Origin of the sequence: Sorangium sp. So ce131, assembly GCF_051519095.1 — a bacterium.
In the GTDB taxonomy this organism is placed as follows: domain Bacteria; phylum Myxococcota_A; class Polyangia; order Polyangiales; family Polyangiaceae; genus Sorangium.
Genome location: NZ_CP150455.1, coordinates 12,466,746 through 12,483,555 on the forward strand (window position 1 = coordinate 12,466,746; position 16,810 = coordinate 12,483,555).

The 16,810-nt window shown below is 74.3% G+C and carries 9 protein-coding genes; 4 read left to right on the forward strand and 5 right to left on the reverse strand.

The annotated features are described in order from the left end of the window. Positions 1 to 6: 6 nt before the first annotated feature. The 3 genes from WMF43_RS45425 to WMF43_RS45435 form a co-directional block, all read right to left on the reverse strand. On the reverse strand, positions 7 to 2,157 hold the full coding sequence (locus tag WMF43_RS45425) for a serine/threonine-protein kinase (RefSeq protein WP_437674778.1): 2,151 nt from the start codon (positions 2,155 to 2,157) through the stop codon (positions 7 to 9). 594 nt (positions 2,158 to 2,751) lie between these two features. Beyond that, a complete protein-coding gene (locus tag WMF43_RS45430) occupies positions 2,752 to 4,698 on the reverse strand; it encodes a zinc-ribbon domain-containing protein (protein ID WP_437674780.1) in 1,947 nt (648 codons plus the stop codon). A gap of 338 nt (positions 4,699 to 5,036) precedes the next feature. Continuing rightward, complete coding sequence (locus WMF43_RS45435) at positions 5,037 to 6,455, reverse strand: hypothetical protein (RefSeq protein WP_437674782.1); 1,419 nt, start codon at positions 6,453 to 6,455, stop codon at positions 5,037 to 5,039. Between the two features lie 951 nt (positions 6,456 to 7,406). Between WMF43_RS45435 and WMF43_RS45440 the strand changes: the two genes are divergently transcribed. Both WMF43_RS45440 and WMF43_RS45445 read left to right on the forward strand, forming a co-directional pair. Then, positions 7,407 to 9,668: an SdrD B-like domain-containing protein gene (locus WMF43_RS45440; RefSeq protein ID WP_437674784.1), complete on the forward strand. Its 2,262-nt coding sequence runs from the start codon at positions 7,407 to 7,409 to the stop codon at positions 9,666 to 9,668. Between the two features lie 479 nt (positions 9,669 to 10,147). Continuing rightward, a complete protein-coding gene (locus WMF43_RS45445) occupies positions 10,148 to 10,642 on the forward strand; it encodes a response regulator (RefSeq protein WP_437674785.1) in 495 nt (164 codons plus the stop codon). Positions 10,643 to 10,771: 129 nt separating this feature from the next. Here WMF43_RS45445 and WMF43_RS45450 read toward each other — a convergent pair whose 3' ends face one another. Next, positions 10,772 to 13,513, reverse strand: coding sequence for an Eco57I restriction-modification methylase domain-containing protein (locus tag WMF43_RS45450; protein WP_437674787.1), 2,742 nt, complete (start codon positions 13,511 to 13,513; stop codon positions 10,772 to 10,774). A gap of 422 nt (positions 13,514 to 13,935) precedes the next feature. On the opposite strand from WMF43_RS45450, the gene WMF43_RS45455 reads away from it, so the two are divergent. Next, entirely contained in the window at positions 13,936 to 14,685 is a 750-nt protein-coding gene (locus WMF43_RS45455) for a DsbA family protein (RefSeq protein ID WP_437674789.1), read from the forward strand. A 107-nt stretch (positions 14,686 to 14,792) separates the two neighbouring features. Further along, the gene (locus WMF43_RS45460) at positions 14,793 to 15,872 is read left to right on the forward strand and encodes a hypothetical protein (protein WP_437674791.1); all 1,080 of its coding nucleotides are present in this window, start codon (positions 14,793 to 14,795) and stop codon (positions 15,870 to 15,872) included. Here WMF43_RS45460 and WMF43_RS45465 read toward each other — a convergent pair. Continuing rightward, positions 15,850 to 16,785 (reverse strand): LysR family transcriptional regulator, encoded by a 936-nt coding sequence (locus tag WMF43_RS45465; protein ID WP_437674792.1) that lies wholly within the window; start codon positions 16,783 to 16,785, stop codon positions 15,850 to 15,852. The two genes, WMF43_RS45460 and WMF43_RS45465, sit on opposite strands and share 23 nt — an antisense overlap. Positions 16,786 to 16,810 lie beyond the last annotated feature (25 nt).

The following is a 16,810-nucleotide window of genomic DNA, read 5'->3' on the forward strand; positions in this document are numbered from 1 at the left end:
CCCCCTTCACCCCTGGAGCGGCCACGTCGCCGCGAAATCCGCCGGCCGCAGCACCACCCCGCCGCCGACCGCGTCGACGACCCGCACCCCGGTAGGATGAAACCCGATCGCCACCAGCGCGGGCTCGCCCTCGGCCTGCGCGTGGTAGCGCTTCCAGATGGGCACCCCCGCGCCGTGCCGCCGCAGCACCTCGCGCTCGGTCACGAGCCACGGCACCCCCTCCTCGTCGAGCCCCATGGCCACCGGCCGGCCGCCCCCCTCCGACGTCTCGACCGCAGCGCCGCTCTGGTCGAAGCGCATCACCACCCCCGCCCCCGCGGCCCATGCCCCGCGATCGGCGCCCGCGACGGCCACCTCCAGCGGAGGCTTCCCGTTCGCCGCGAACACTTGCGTGTTGCCGTCGTAGCCCAGCCAGATCGCCCGGGCGCCCCTGCCCTGGAAGCCGCCCGCCACGAAGAAGCCGAGCGGCCCTGACGAAACGGCGTGCGCCTCGCCGTTGAGCAGCAGCAGGGACGGCTCGCTCCACCGCTCCCCATCCTGCGACAGCCAGAGCTCCGGCCCGCCTTCGCCGCTGTCCGCCGTCACGACACCGAACGCACGGCCATCACCCAGCACGGCGACAATGGGCCCGACCGCGCCTCCTCCCGCGCGGCGCGGCAGGGGCGCGAGCGCAAAATCAGCGCCGCGAAACAGGACCACGTGCGCCGAGCCGATCAGCGCCACGCCGCCGCCCGGCCCGCGCGCGAGCCACCGCGTCGCGGCCAGGTGCGGGAGCACCTCCTCGGGCACCGCCACCTCGAACAGCTGCGGCTCGCGCTGAGAAAAGCAGTACAGCCTGCCGCCGCTGCACGCGAAGGCGAAGCTCCCCGGCTGAAAGACGACCTCGCCCGGCGCGAGCTGCAGCGCGCGCCCGCCCGTGATCGGAGGCGGCGGGATCACCTCGAGGGCGGCCTGCGCCCCTTCGTTCGAGGGGACCATCCGGGTTCGCCGGAACTGCGTCACCGGCCGCTGCGCCTTGCTCTCAGCCTCGACCCATCCTGCCGCCATGGCCTCGAGCCGCGGCAAGACCGCTGCGGCGAGTTCCTCGACGGTCGCATGCCGCGCCGGCGCGTCGCCGAACATCGACGCGCCGAAGAGCTGCCGCGCGCGCTTCTCGTAGAAGCCCGCTCCCTCTCGATCCCAGGTCCCCGGCGGCAGCTTCGGCGACGCGCCCGCGCGGAGCGCCGTGTCGAGCGCGTCGAGCAGGTCGTCCGCCGCGACGAACCCTTTGTGCAGCCGCCGCGAGGTGCGCAGGCTGCGACGCTCGCCGGCGTTCCAGGCCGGCTCCGAGCGGCACCAGTCCTCGCCTGCGATGACGAAGAAGAGGGTCGCGGCCAGCGCGTGCACGTCGCTCCACGGACCGACCAGCGGGTTCCGTTCGTTCGGCCGCAGCGCCGAGAGCATCTGCTCGGGCGCGCCGTAGCCCGGGGTCATCGCCTGCACCGTGGCGAGCCGCAACCCCTCGACCCGCGCGATGCCGCAGTCGGCGATCTTCGGGGTCTCGACGTCCACGGGGCCGGCGACGAACACGTTGTTGGGCTTCAGATCGCGGTGGATGACGCCGAGCCGGTGCAGCACACGCACGCCCTCGATCATCCCGCGCGCCAGCCGGTGAGCCCGCACCGGGTCGACGCCGCCCTCCCCGGCGCACTCGATCCGCTCGGCGAGGGTCGTCCCCGCGCTCGATCCCTCGACGTGCTCGAGCGCGATCCAGGGCAGAGCGAGGGCCGAATCGTTCTCGGGCTGGACGAGCGCGCTGCCGCTGCCATACAGGCCGATCACGAACTCGCTCGGAGGGCGCAGGTTCCTCACCCGCACGAGCGCCTCGACCTCACGGAGGGCGAGGTCGGCGCTGCTCATTCCGAGCCGAGCGAGCCCGTGCGCCGTCTCGGGTTTGACGATCTTCACGGCCAGGAGCATCGGCGCGATGTCCGAGAGGTGGCTCGACGCGACGGTCGGATCCCGCTCGGCGAGGAACACCGCCGACATGCCGCCCGCGCCGATCCACCGCACGAGGCGCAGCCCGGAGGGCACGCCGGTGCGGGCGTCGGCGAGCGCCGGCCGGCCCTGGGCGAGATCGCGAAGGTCAGGATCGCTGCTCCGGAGGACGAGCGTCATGGAGAACGATGCTACGCGGAAGGAGCCGCGAGCGGGAGCCCGGCCACACCGTACGCGCACTGTCGGCGGCAGCCTCATCGCCCACCAGAGCTTCCAGGAGCGCCGCGGGTAAGCCCGCCGGCAGTTCAGTTCATCGAGGTGGCACGTGCCCGAGCCGTTCGGAGCAACAATTCGCGTTCTTGAGTTCTCGATGGAGTCCCCTTCCAGGCAACATCGTTGCATTCCTATTCCGCGAGTGCCTTCGTGGTGATGGCATTGACAGGCCCGAGCTCCTCGGGAGCACCGGTCGTCGGCGTTGGATCCGACCGCATGCTCGCCGGCGGATCTACGGAGACGTCGCTCTCCCGATGTACCGGGCGAAACTCCAGCTCACAGATCAGGCGTTATCAGCACGCACCCGTACGGTCATGGAGCCTGGGCTCGGCGACTTCCCTTGCCTGGACGAGACGGATCCGGACCGCACGGGGACAAGCCCGCCAGGCTGCGGCTTGGCCGTCGCGCCCCCGGGCGGACGACGCCCTCCGGCGCACGGCCGGGGCCTCTCGCGCGGTCGCGCCGGCTCCGGCCGTGTGGCGCGGGTTCAGTGGATGGCGTTCAGTTGATGGAGAAGGACTTCGTGACCGTGACCGGGGCGCCGGAGAAGGCAGGCACCCGCGCCCCGCGGAACACCCTGGCGACGCAGCCGCCGACGCTCGTGCCGGCGAACGGCGCGCCCTGCACCTCGGCCGAGGTCACGCTGCCGCTCGGCGCGAAGGTGACCTTGACCCGGCCGGTCCCGGTCGGGCCGCCGGCCTTCTTGCAGCTCTTGGCCGACGACGCCGCGCCGCCGAGGGCCGAGGTCGCCGCGCCGCGGCTGAACTCGCCGCCGCCGCCGGACGGGGCCGCGGGCTTCTCCGCCGCGGGCTTCTCCGCCGCGGGGGCGGGGGCCGCCGGCGCCGGCGCCGGCTCAGGCTCAGGCTTGTCCGCCGGTTTGGCCCCGGCGCCGTGGGACGCCGGGCCCGGCGCCGGCGTGGCGGCGGCGGCCGCGGGCTCGCTCGACGGCGCCGCCGTCTCGGCGGGCGGCGCGGTCTCCGCTGCGGACGGCGTGGCGGCGGCCGCGGGCTCGCTCGGCGGCGGCGTCGCGGGCTCGGCCGGCTTCGGCGCCTCGGTGGGGGCGGTGTTCGTTTGCTCCGGCGTCGCCGCCGCGGGCACCTCCTCCGCCGGCTTCTGCATGAAGAAGAAGGCCACGCCGCCGATCACCAGGAGCGCGGCGAGCGCGCCGACGATCAGGCCGGTGCGGCTGCTCTTCGCGGGCGGGGCCTCCGGCATCGCGAGGGGCGAGAGCGGGGCCGGCGGCACGGACGACTTGGCGGGCGCCGGCACGGACTGGGACGACGGCCGCGACTCCGCCACCGGCGCGAGCAGGGGCGGCGGCGCGAGCATCGGCGAGGCGATGGCGCCGCCGCCGAGGTTCAGCAGATCGTCGACGCCGGTGCGCCCGTTGTTCCTCGCGGGGGGGCGGTTCGAGGGGCGGCGGCCGGGGGGGCCGTCGTCCTGCTTCGCCGACTTTGCCGTGTCCTTGGGCGAGGTGAGCGCCGACAGCGAGAAGAGGACGGAGTTCTCGTTGCGCTCGCCCACGTGCCGGTCCGCGGCCGGCTGCGGGGCGGGCTGGGCCGGCTCGGCCGCGCGTTCGGCGGCGCTGAAGACGTCGACCGCGGCCGGGCCGGCGGCGCGCCGCGCGGCCCGGGCGGGCGCCGGGGCCGGGGCTGGCTCGGCACCCACCGCAGCAGCCGTCGCTGCCGCGGCGGCAGGCGCGGCGGCGGCGATCGGAGACGACGCCGCCGCGGGCGAAGGCGCGGGCACGCCCGCGGCCGGCAACGGGCCGCGTCGCGGCTCCTTCATCCCGTCCTTCATGACGACGGTCCCTTCCGGGCCGAACTTGAGCCCGCCCGCAGCCGGAGCCACCGGGACCGGCGCGGCCGCTGCCGCAGGCACAGCCGCCGCTGCCGCGGCCGGCGCCGCTGCCGCGGCCGGCGCCGCTGCCGCGGCCGGCGCCGCTGCCGCAGGCACAGCCGCCGCCGCAGGCACAGCCGCCGCCGCAGGCACAGCCGCCGCTGCCGCGACCGGCGCAGCCGCTGCCGCCGCTGCAGGGGCCGCGTTCCTCTGCGCGGCGACCTGCTGGAGCTCGGGGACGCTGGCGATCGGCAGCCAGTCGCTCATCCCGTCCTTCCAGACGTACGTGTCGTTGCTGAGGGCGCCCCGCGCGTATTCGGCCGCGAGCTGGGCCGTCGTCATGGTCCGCTCGTCGCCGTCGGCCACGTTGACGGTCCACTCGTCGGACTCGGCCGGCGACGCCCCGCCGGCGTCGGCGTCCTCCGCGAGGTCGCCCTGCTGGCCCAAGGTGGCGTCCTGCGACGCGGTTGGAGCCGGAGCAGCCTCATTCACGCCATGGACGACCATCGCGTGGTTGCATTTTTTGCATTTGATCTTGACCGTCTTGCCGGCGACCTTCTCGTCGGCAATCGTGTACTTCGCCTGGCACGACTCACATGTAATCTTCATGCGACTGTCGCCCTTCCCGTTCCGGCTTGCGGGCTTGGGTCCAATGACCACACACGCGCATGCTCGTCGCGGCCTGGTCGTCCGACGGAGGATAGCGGCACCGCGCGAGACCGATCAAGGAGACGTCCTTTTTTCGTGATCGCGACCGGCGCCGGCGCCCCTCTCGCGACGCGGCGTCGCGGGATGACGCAGCGCGCGTCGGCGTCATCACCGCAGCGCGGCGCGCGGCGGGCAGCGCGCGGCCGGCGAGCAGCGCGCGGCCGGCGAGCAGCGCGCGGCCGGCGAGCAGCGAATGCGGCCGGTGAGGCGCGAATGCGCCCGGCTCGAGACGACGTGCCTCAGTTGAGCGGCACGAGCTGCGTGCCGTCTTTCCCGCAGAACATCGCTGCGCCCGGGTAATGCTCACCGCAGGTAGGGCAGATCTTTCCACGCTCCTGCGATGCTGGCCGGACCGGCGCGGCCGCCGTCGCTGCGCCGCGCGCGGCCGCGGCCTCGGTCGCGGCCCCGGAGGACTCCGGCCCTTCCTCCACGCCCGCGCCGTCGCGCTCCCCGGCGACGTCGTCCGCGCCCGCGCCGCCCGTGCCGGTCGAGGTCGGGCCTTCCAGATCACCGGCCGCGGGGCGGCGGCCGCGGCGCAGCAGGATGAGGCCCACGAACCCCAGGCAGGCCGCGACGCCGCCCACGATGGCGACGAACAGGTTCTTGCGCTGGCGCGCCACGTCCTCGCCTGCGGTCGTGCGCCCGCCGATGGTGCCGGCCGCGATCACCGCGATGGCCGCCTGGTCGCTCTCGCCGGCATCGTTCAGTCCGCTCGTCGCGAGGAGCGCGTCGTAGCGATCGGGGCTGGTCACCTCGATCGCGACGGTCACCCCCTTGCCGGCGACGGACGCGACCAGGCCGAGCTTCCCCTCGCCCGCGTCCGCGCCGAGCGAGAGCGCGCCGGTCGCGTCGACCGTCGCGGCTGAGACGAGCGGCCCCGGCGCGATCGACCACGTCGGTCTGGTCGGGAGCGCGCAGCCCTCGGCGTCCATGACCAGCGCCCGGAACTGGAAGCGCTCGCCCGGCCGCATGAGCTTGCGCGACGGCGTGACCTCGAGCCGCGCCGGCTCGCCGGGAGCGTCGCAGGCGCGCGGGGCGGCGGGCCTCGCCTCAGACGCAGCGGGCGCGGCCCGCGGCGCGCTCGCGGCGGGCGGCGCGCTCGCGGCGGGCGGCGCGCTCGCGGCGGGCGGCGCTTCGCCTTCGCGCTGGACGAGCGTGTAGGTCCGCGTCCTCGTCACGGAGGCGCTGCACGTCGTGTCCTGGATGATGAACTGGTACTGCCCCGTCTCGGTCATGGTGATGCGGGCGTCGGTCGCCTGCGTGGAGGTGGTGACGGTCGCCCGGCGGGGGTCCTTGGGCGGGGTCGTGCAGCGCGTCTGCCAGGCCCGCGCGTTGCCCGAGGCCGAGTGGGTGCTCCGCGCGAGCCCGGGCATCTGCTCCCAGCACTCGGTGGTGCTCCACGAGCGCCCGGCGCCCGAGATCGAGAGCTCGGACCCCTGCTGCCGGATCTGCACCGCGCCGCCCGGCGCGCCCTGCGGCTGCGGCCGCGGCCCGCACGCGTCCCCCCACGCGGCGATCGACCACTGCTCCGTGAGCGCGCTCGCGGTCCACGACCCGCTCAGGGTCGGCGGCTCCTGGGCAGCGCCCGTGCGCGGCGTGGCGCCAGCGACGAGGAGCGCGAGGAGCAGGGCCGGCGAGGCGAGCAGCGAGCGTGCCACGGCCGAACCCTAGCAGCGCCCGCGCGAGGGCGGCAGGCGGCTGCGAGGTCGCGCGGCCGCCGTGAAGGCAGCCGCTCCGCGGGCGTCGCGCGCCCCCTCGTCCAGGGCGGCGAGCGCGCGGGCGCGCGCCCGCGCGCCCGCGCGGCGGCGCCCGTGCCCATGCCCATGGCCCACGCCCTTGGAAAGAGCGACGCAGACGGGCAGGCCACACGGACGAGATGGACGAGACGGACGAGGGCGACAGCCGCCCGAGGGGACCCGGGTAGTCCGCGGGGACACACCGGGCCGGCGCACCGCAGACCGCAAAAAACCGCGCGCCTCGAAAAAGGATCTAGACACGCGAAACCTGGATTCGTTATCTTGAAAAATGGTCCCGTGCGCACTCAGCATCAAATCTCGTCAGGCACACCTGCGTGCTTGATCGTATCCCGTTCAGCCCTGTCGCCTCGCGGAGGCTCGGAGAGGGCTCGGGAGCCTCGCAGTGCGCTGCCACACCTGCCGTCCGATGCTGCCTGCGCGCTCGCCCCTTGCGCTCCCTGCCTGCCAGCGCGAGCGCGCCGCGACTGCGCCGCGAGTGCGCCGCGAGTGCGCCGCGAGTGCGCCGCGAGTGCGCCGCGAGTGCGCCGCGAGTGCGCCCAAAAGCGTCACTCATGCGCCGCTCGAGCGCCCAGAACTGTCACGGCAGACATCGATGTTTTCTCGCGTCTCCCATCAAATAATTCTGGACACTTTAAACTCTGAGTTGCTATCTTAAACACTGTCACCTTGCGCATCCGCTCTCCGTTCGAAGCCAAGGCGCCCGCGTACCTGATCTGATCCCGATCAGCCCCGCGGGGCCCAGTCCGACCGGAGCCCGCGAAACCGACCTCGCCTGACCCATGCGTCATGGCGCCTGCCCTTCGGATGACGCTCCAGCAGTGGTTCACTCGTGAGGACCTCAAGGAGCTACCCATGAAGCAGATTGCAATCGCCTCCTCCGCCGCGCTCGCCACCCTGTTCATCACCGCCACGAGCCTCGCCAACACGTCTGCGCCGTCCCCCACGTGCACCGTGATCAAGCGGGGCACCCTGGGCAACGTCTACAACGCCGAGATCTGGAGCTTCTACCCGAAATACGCCGTCAACCAACCGCATGAGGTGAACACCGGGTACTCCAGCACGGTCGGCGAGAAGCGCGCGCTGTTCAGCTTCGATCTGAGCCCCATCCCGGCCGGCTCTCTCGTCACGTCCGCCAAGTTCTACGCCCTGACCTACACGAGCACCGCCCAGACGGTGCGCGTCCACGAGGTGCTCGCCCCCTGGAGCGAGAACACCGTCACCTGGAACAACCTCGGCGGCATCGATCCCGTCGCGCTGACCTCGTTCGTGCCGAACGTCACCGGGTGGAGCGAGGTGAACCTCACCGGGATCGTACAAGAGTGGGTGAGCGGCGTGTCGCCGAACTACGGCGTCCTCCTCGAGGAGGACGCCTTCGGGGTCACCTCGTACAAGGGCGCCGCCCACACCAACCTCGCCTATCGACCGTTCCTCGAGGTCTGTTACACGACGCCGAAGGGCTCGATCGGCGACCAGGTGTGGTTCGACGCGGACGCCGACGGCCTGCAAGACGCCTCCGAGCTCGGCATCTCCGGCGTCGTCGTCGACCTCTTCGGCGACGCGAGCTGCGACGGCACCCCCGACGGCGCCCCCCTCAAGACGACCGCGACCGACGCGGCCGGCGCCTACCGCTTCGGCGAGCTCGAGGCGGGCTGTTACGTCGTCAGCGTCGATGACGCGACGCTCCCGCTCGGGCACCTCCTCACCACCGGCGCCGAGCCGCTCGGGGTCTCCCTCGACGCGGGGGAGAACGTGACCGACGCCGACTTCGGCTACGTGACGTACTCGTCGATCGGCGACACGGTCTGGCTCGACAGCGACGCGGACGGGCTCTACGAGCCGGAGACCGGCGAGCTCGGCGTCAACGGCGTGCGCGTCGAGCTGTTCCAGGGCGGCCAGATGATCGACTTCACGGTCACCGGCTTCAGCCCCTACACCGGCCAGCCTGGCTTCTACCTCTTCGACACGATCCCGGCGGGCACCTACTCGGTGGTCATCACCGCCGACAACTTCATGACGAGCGGTCCGCTCGCCGGACAGGAGCCCACCGCGGACCCTGACGGCGTCCTCGACAACGCGGGCACGGTCTCGCTCGGCTGGGCCCAGGACCTCCTCACCGTGGACTTCGGTTACCAGCTCTCCTGCGGCAACGGCGTCTGCGGCGGCGACGAGAGCTGCTCCACGTGCGCGGTCGACTGCGGCGTCTGCCCGCCGGTCTGCGGCAACGGCACCTGCGAGGCCGGCGAGGACTGCGGCTCCTGCTCCGCCGACTGCGGCGCCTGCCCCGCCTCCTGCGGCAACGGCACCTGCGAGGCCGGCGAGGACTGCGGCTCCTGCTCCGCCGACTGCGGCGCCTGCCCGCCGGTCTGCGGCAACGGCACCTGCGAGGCCGGCGAGGACTGCAGCGCGTGCTCCGAGGACTGCGGCGCTTGCCCCGCGGTCTGCGGCAACAACGTGTGCGAGAGCGGCGAGAACTGCTCGACCTGCGCCGGCGACTGCGGCGCCTGCCCCGCGGTCTGCGGCAACGACACCTGCGAGGCCGGCGAGAACTGCCTCGAGTGCCCGAGCGACTGCGGCATCTGCCCGCCGGTCTGCGGCAGCGGCGTCTGCGAGGCCGGCGAGACCTGCTCGACCTGCAGCGCCGATTGCGGCGCCTGCCCGCCGGTCTGCGGCGACGGCACCTGCACCGCGGGCACCGAGGACTGCGCGAGCTGCAGCGCGGACTGCGGCGCCTGCCCGGTCGCGGCGCCCGGCACCGGCACCCCCGGCTACTGGAAGAACCACCCCGGCGCCTGGCGCGTCGATCAGCTGACCATCGGCGGCAGGACGTACACGAAGGCCCAGCTCCTCGACATCATCAGCCGCGCGACCAAGGGCGACGTGACGTACATCATCGCGAAGCACCTCATCGTGGCCAAGCTCAACGTCGGTGTCGGCAACCAGTCGAGCTGCATCGAGGGCACCATCGCCGCGGCCGACGCGTGGCTCCAGAAGTACCCGCTGGGCACGAACGTGAAGGAGAGCGGCAAGAACACCCCGTGGGTGACCGGCGAGCCGCTCAGCAAGACGCTCGACAACTACAACAACGGCCTGCTCTGCGCGCCGCACCGCGACTGACCCGCACGGGCCGGTACCCGCACGGACCGGTACCCGCACGGACCGGTAAACGATAGCGCCCCCCGGGCCAGCGCACGCGCCGAGCGACCCGCCTCGATGGCCGACAGCGCTGGCCCTACCCTCCGCCCTCTCCACGCTCCGTGGAACCCCACCGCGCGACCGCATCCCGCGCACAATCCATTACATATCGCACCTATCACCCGCCGGGATACGAGACGGAATTGCCCCACCACGTGGGCGTAATCTGCCCCTCGCGCGGCAAATTGCCCCTGTTGGCACGGGCGCGGTGCCTGCCCGCGCGGCGCTGCGCTGCTCACAGGCGGGTCCCGGGCGCGCGTCCCCACTGTGTCGAGTCCGCCTGCCAGCAGGCCGCCGCGAGCGTGGCACGCGCGCTGCAAAATTCTACCGGAATGCGCTCCGATGGCCGTGGTGAACGGCCGGAGAGACGAGAGCCAGACGCGAAGTAAGGAGAGGTTGCCATGAACCTGACGGAAAGCTGGATTGGCGATAAGCCCCTGGTTCCGCCTTGCGGCTTGTTCGGCAAAGGCCAGCATCTCGTCCTGGCGGAAGACGACGACGACATGCGGCTCACCCTCGCCATGGCGCTCCGCAAGGACGGGTTCGAGGTGTCCGAGGCGCGCAACGGGCTCGAGCTGCTCGACAAGGTCGCCCCCTGGCTCGGCGGGAAGGAGCCGCCGACGCCGATCGACGTGATCGTCAGCGATATCCAGATGCCCTGCTTCTCGGGCATGGAGATCCTGGAAGGGCTCGCCGAGGTGCGGCGGCGCCCGCCGGTCATCCTGATCACGGCCTTCGGCGACCCTTACCTCCACGCGGCGGCGCGCAGCCTGGGCGCGTCGGCGGTCTTCGAGAAGCCGTTCGATCTGGATGATCTCCGGAGCGTGCTGTTCAACCTGAACCACAAGGAAGCGCCGGACCTGAAGGAAGCGCCCGGCTTCAACGGCGGATTCTGATTCAACGGCGGATTCTTCGGAGGCTCGCCGGCGCGCGCCCCGGTGCCATGACGAGAGGAGGCGCGTCGCCGCGCGCGCCCGGCGCAGGGAGGAGGCGCGTCGCCGCGCGCGCCCCCGGCGGCGCGGCGGCTATCCCTCCGGCCGCGGCAGCGGGGTCGCCGCCGCCCAGCGCGCGACACATCGCCGCTCCTCGTCGGTCATTTCCAGCATGTCCGCCACCAGGCCGTCGAGGTGGCGCCGGGCGTCGGGGGGCAGGCCCGCGTTGGCCGGGCCGAGCTCCCGCCCGAGCGCGTCGAGCGCGGCGATCAGGCCCGCCTGCGAGGGCGGGGGCGCGGGGATCGCGCGCAGGTGCGCGATCTTCACCTGCGGCATGCCCTCGCGCGCGTCCCGGTGACGGGTGTAATGCCACCACCGGACCGGCGAGGCGTTGAGATAACAGAGCAGCGCGAACTCGCTCCAGGTCGCGTCGCAGAAGCCGGCCAGGATCGAGTTGCGGAACGGGAGGCCGTCGCTCAGCGCCGCGATCGGGTAACGGGCGGTCTGGCGGATGAGCAGGCGCACCGCCTTCCAGTCCTCGTCCTTGCGGAAGCGGCCCCTCACGCCGTCGCGATCGACGTGGTGGCGCGGCGCGCGCGCGATGAGCTCGCCGACGTCGGCGCCCTCCCGGATCGGGCAGGTGTAGGGCGGCGCGGGGGCGTCCGAGCGCCGGATGCGCTCGGCGTCCTCGGCGCTGGTCTGGAACCCGCGCTCCCCGAACAGGGCGGCCGGGAGCGGGGGGAGCGCGCCGAGCCGCTCGAGGAGCCGGCGGGACACGGCGTCGAGGTCCGAGCGCGCGAGCGGCCACGCGGCGGGCGCGGCGGCGCGGGGCGGCGCGGCCCCGGGCGGCGAGGGCGCGGCGCGGGTCGAGAGCAGGCCCATGCACGGCTGGAACACCCCCTCGAACGCGTCGCTGCCGAAGCTCGGAAGGTCGGGGTCGACGGCGCAGAGCGCGTCGTGGGCGCGCCGCGTGGGCGCGTAGCCCTCGAGGTCCGACACCGACGTCGGGACGACGAGGCCGAGCCGCCCGCCGGGCCGCAGCAGCGACGCGGCCCGGCGCACGAACAGCCCGTGCAGCGAGCGGTAGCCGTGGAAGGCCGGGTTCCTGCGGAGGTAGACGTTGAAGACCGCGGGCTCGATCGGCTGCGCCGCCCGGCCGACGTACGCGACCCAGGGCGGGTTGCCGATCACGGCGTCGAAGCCCGGCGCCGGGCGGTCGAAGACGCCGGGGAACGCGAGCTCCCAGTGCAGGAACCGGCGCTCCTCGGCGATGCGGCGCGACAGGGCGCCGCGCCGGTCGGCGGGGTCGCGGGCGGCAGCCATGTGGTCCGCGAACGTGTCCGGCGTCGGCGAAAGCAGAGCGAATTCGCCCTCTTGCGGCCAGAACCACAGGGCCATCCAGGCGTCGAGCGCCGCCTGGTCCGCGGCCGCGGCGCGCTCCCCGTCCGCCGCCGGCGCCGCCGCGGGAGCCCGCCGCGACGCCTGCCGCGCCCGCCGCTCCCCGGCGGCGCCGCCGCGCGACGACGCCCTGGCCGGGAACACGCCCACCTCCGCGCGCTCGGCGCCGAGCAGGCTGTCGCCGCAGAGCAGCTTCCGATCGAGGAAGCTCAGCGGGAGGCGCTCGTCCTGCACGACGAGCCAGAGCGAGAGCCGCGCGAGATCGACCGCGAGCGGGTCGAGGTCGACGCCGTGGAGGCAGCGCTCCGCCACGAGCGCCATCGCGCGGCAGAGCGGCGGCTCGCCGGGGGCGAGCAGCGGCGTCGCGCCGGCGCGCTCCCAGGAGGCGGCGAGGTGCGCGGCGAGCTGGCGGCACGCCTCCACCAGGAACGCGCCGGAGCCCATCGCGGGATCACACACCGCGAGCGCGAGGATCTCGCCGGGGAGCGGCGGCCGGCCGCCCCGCTCGAGCAGCGGCGAGAGCGCGCGCTCGACGACGCGCCGGGCGATCTCCCGCGGCGTGTAGTACGAGCCCGCGCGGCGCCGGAGCTGCCCCGGCTGGAGGTAGAGCGCGCCGCGCGCGATCCGGCCCGGGAGCCGCGGGGACGCGCGGCGCGCGAGCGCCTGCGCGAGCTCGTCCACGGCGCCGGCCGCGGCGACGCTGGCGGCGAGGCGCGCGCCGAGCCTCAGATCGAGCGCCTCCTCGAGCCGCGCGACCCGCTCCCCCCCGGGGAGCGCGAGCAGCGCCTCCAGATCGACGACCGCGTGGGACGGCAGCACGGCCATCGACTCGCCCGCGGCGATCTCGAGGTCGAAGGCGATCAGGCCCTCGTAGAGCGTGCCGATGTGCTCGACCTCGAGCGCGCCGTAATCGACGGGCGCGCCGTCCTGCACGAGGAGCGCCGAGAGCAGCCGGTGGACGAGGCCGTCGCTGAGCCAGCGCCCGCCCTCGATCGAGGCGCAGGCGTCGGGGTCGAGGAGGCCGCCGCGCGCGCCGCGGGGCTCCCGGTCGACGAGCGCGCGGCCGATCGCGGCGACGTGCGCCCACGCGCCGTGGCGACGATCGAGATCGCCGCCCCACCGCCGCGCCTCCTCGAGCTCCGCGAAGAGCCGCGCGAGCGGCGCGCCGCCGCCGCACACGCCGGAGAGCAGGCCGCGCGCCTCCGCGTACAGCAGGACGATCAGCCGCATCAGCGCGGCCACGAGCCCGGCGTGGAGGCGCCGCCGCGCCGCGGGGGAGCCGTCGCCGACGAGGTCGCCGCCGGGCAGAGCGGCCTCCTGGAGGCCGCGGAGCAGCTCGTAGAGCGCGCCCTGCGCCTGCTCCCTCAGCTGCCTGGCCGCCGCCTCGGGCGGCCGTGCGGGCTCATCCAGGGGCGCGCCCGCGCGGCCGTCCGACACGCCGCCGCGCGAGCTGGAAGGGTCGACCCGTTCACGGTCGCACCGTGGCGCCTGAGGACTCGCGCGCAGCTGAGGACATTCCGAGGACACGCAGGGACCGCACGAGCATTGCGGATGACATGGGGGGCACGCAAGTGCCCCGACGCCGAGGCGCGCTCGGCCTCGGGTCGCCCTCTCCTGCGCCGTCGAGGGCGCGGCGCCCCGCCTCGCCTGGAGGACGTCGCGCAGCGTGGGTTACGGACAGGCTCGCGAAGTCGCGCGCTCTTCTGCCGGTGAGACCGCAGGGCGACGGGGAGACACGGAGTTCTCCAGGGGGTTTCTCCCTGCCTCTCGGCCTCTCCGGCCAACTCAGGGCGCCGCGCGCGCGAGCGCGTCCGGGGCGCGCAGCCCGCCGGGGTACGGTTCATGCCGTGTGGGCTGACATGAAGCCTGAGCCGATCAAACGACACGAACTCTCTCATGCATCCAGCTCCCACCGTGGCTCCGCGGCGCGGCGCGGCGCGTGGCTCGCGGCGGCCCTGCTCGGGATCTCGGCCTGCCAGGGCGTGGACGAGGCGCCTTCGCAGGAGGGGACCGGCGCCGCCAGCGAGCACCTCGGCCTCTATTCCGGCATTCCCCAGGACGGCAACGTCCTCGGGGATCCGGGCGCGCCGCTCACGCTGTTCGAGTTCTCCGATCTCCGCTGCTCGCATTGCCGGGACGCGGCGCTCGAGGTGCTGCCCGCGATCGTCGAGCGGCACGTGCGGCCGGGCCACGTGAAGGTCGTGTTCATGAACGTCACGTTCCTCGGGCCGGGCTCCGTGCGGGCCGCGCGCATGGCCGCGGCCGTGGGCATGCAGGACCAGCTCTGGGACTTCGTCGACCACTACTTCCGGCTCCAGGCGCGCGAGCGCCCGGCGGCGATCACCGACGACCTCCTCGTGCGCGTGCTCGCCGAGCTGCCGGACGTGGACGCCGCGCGGGCGCTGGCCCAGCGGGGCAGCGCGGAGGTCGATGCGCAGCTCGAGGCGGCGCGCTCGGAGGCGACCCGCCTCCAGATCCGCGGCGTACCGGCGTTCTTCCTCGGCCGGCCTGGAGAGGAGCCCCGCCGGATCCGCCTCACGTCGATGTCCCCCGAGCCGATCTCCCACGCGATCGCGCAGCTTTTGCGGGAGACGTCGGCGACCCCGTAAAGCGCGGCGGCGCCACCGCAGAGCGCGGCGGCGACCCCGCAAAGCGCGGCGGCGACCCCGCAAAGCGCGGCGGCGCCTCGCGCGCATTTTGGTACGCTCGCGCGGGGATGGCCGCCTCGCCGCTCGTGTTCCCTCCCCGCCCTCCCTCGCTGCGCGGCAGGAGCCGCGAGCTCGCCACGCTCGCGGCGACCGCGCGCGCCTCGCGCCCGGCGCGCATCGCGCTCGTCGGCACGGGCGGCAGCGGCAAGTCGACGCTCGCGTGCGCGCTCGGGCATCAGCTCGCGCGCGAGCTCCCGGGCGGCATCCACTGGTTCCGGGTCGGCGCCTGGGACACCCGCACGCTGCTCGGCATGCTCTCGATCCGCTTCGGGGTCGGGGCCTCGCCGTCGGTGCCGGCCCTGCGGCGCCGCCTGAAGGCGCTCGGCGACATGCTCATCGTGCTCGACAACCACGAGCACGACCGCGCCGTGGCCGAGCTGCTCGACGCCCTCCGGGGCGAGGCGGTGACCTGGGTCATCACGGCGCGGCGCTGCCTCGTGGCCGGCGTCTCGATCTTTCCCGTGATCGCGCCGCTCGTGACCTCGGGGCGCAGCCCCTTCCCCGCGGTCGCCTCGCTGACCCGCCTGCTCCGCTGGAACCCCGTGTCGCTCGAGCTCGCGAACGCGATCGTCGAGAGCGGCGAGGCCGGCGTCGACGAGCTCCGCCGCTGGCTCGTGGCCGGGGGCGTCGACCGCGTGCGGGTCATCGACCACGAGGACGACCTGCCCGAGGTCGGCCTGCTCGTCGCCTGGGCCTTCCGCAGGCTCGCGCCGCCCGCGCGCCGGATGCTCGCCGTGCTGGCGCACTCGAGCGGCGACCACATCGACGAGCCGTCCCTCGCGGCGCTCTCGCGGGCGGGGCGGAGCGCCGGCGACGCGCTCGCGTCGCTGCGCCGCCTCAGCCTCGTGCAGGAGCCGCTCGCGGGCCGCCTCGCGCTGCACGCGACGGTGCGGCACGCCGTGCTCAAGCGGACGACGTTCGATCCGCGGCGCTTCTTCGAGCACTACGTGGCGCTGCTCGAGCGCTCCCCGGAGCGGCTCGACCTCGAGCAGACGCACCTGTTCGCGGCCATGGACTACGCGCACGACACGGGGAGCGTCGCGGCGGCGATCCGCGTGAACGAGCTCATGGCGCGGCTCGCGCTCTGACGCCGCGCCCGACATGGTCGCGGCAGAGCTCGACGAGGCGCGCCAGCACCCACCGCCCCGCGGGGCCCATGGCGAGCCCCGGCCGGTGGACCACGGCGAGCGGCAGGACAAACTCGTCGTCCCCCCACGCGTCCGGCCGGATGTGGACCAGGCGCCCGGCGTCGAGATCGTCGCGGGCCATGTGCTCCGGCAGGTTGCCCCAGCCGAGCCCCGCGCAGAGCAGCTCCCGCTTGGTCTGGAGGTCGACGACGCGCCAGGTGCGCGGGGACAGGACGGCCTGCTCCGGGGAGCGCGCGTCGCCGCGCTCGCCCAGCACGATCTGCACGTGCTCGCGCAGCCGCTCGGTCGGGACGCGCCCCTCGGCCGCCGCGAGCGGGTGGCCCTTGCCGACGACGGGGAGCATGCGCACCGACGTGACGTGCCGGCGCTCGAGCGGCTGCGCCGCCGCGGCCGCGGCCGGCCCCACGACCCCGATCTGGCACGTGCCGTCGAGGACCCGATCGGCCACGGCGGCCATGGTCTCGGTATGCACGACGAGCTCCACGGTGGGGTAGGCGCGCGCGAACTCGACGCAGAGCTCGACCAGCGCGGAGAGCGGGAAGACCGCGTCGACGCACAGCGAGACGCGCGGGTCGAGGCCGCCGGCGAGCCGCTGCGCCGCGCTGCTGAGCGCGTCGGCGTCGGCGCACACCCGCCGCGCGGCGTCGAGCAGGACGCGGCCGTGCTCGGTGAGCGCCGGGATCCGCGTCGAGCGGTCCCAGAGCACGACCCCGAGCTGGCCCTCGAGGTTCGCCATCGCGTGGCTCACGGCCGACTGGACGCGGCGGAGCTTCCGGGCCGCGGCCGAGAAGCTGCCCTCGTCGGCGACCGCGATGAACGTGCGCAGCTGGTCGAGCGTGATCGAGTCGAGCACCGCGCGCCACCATGCCACAGCGAGG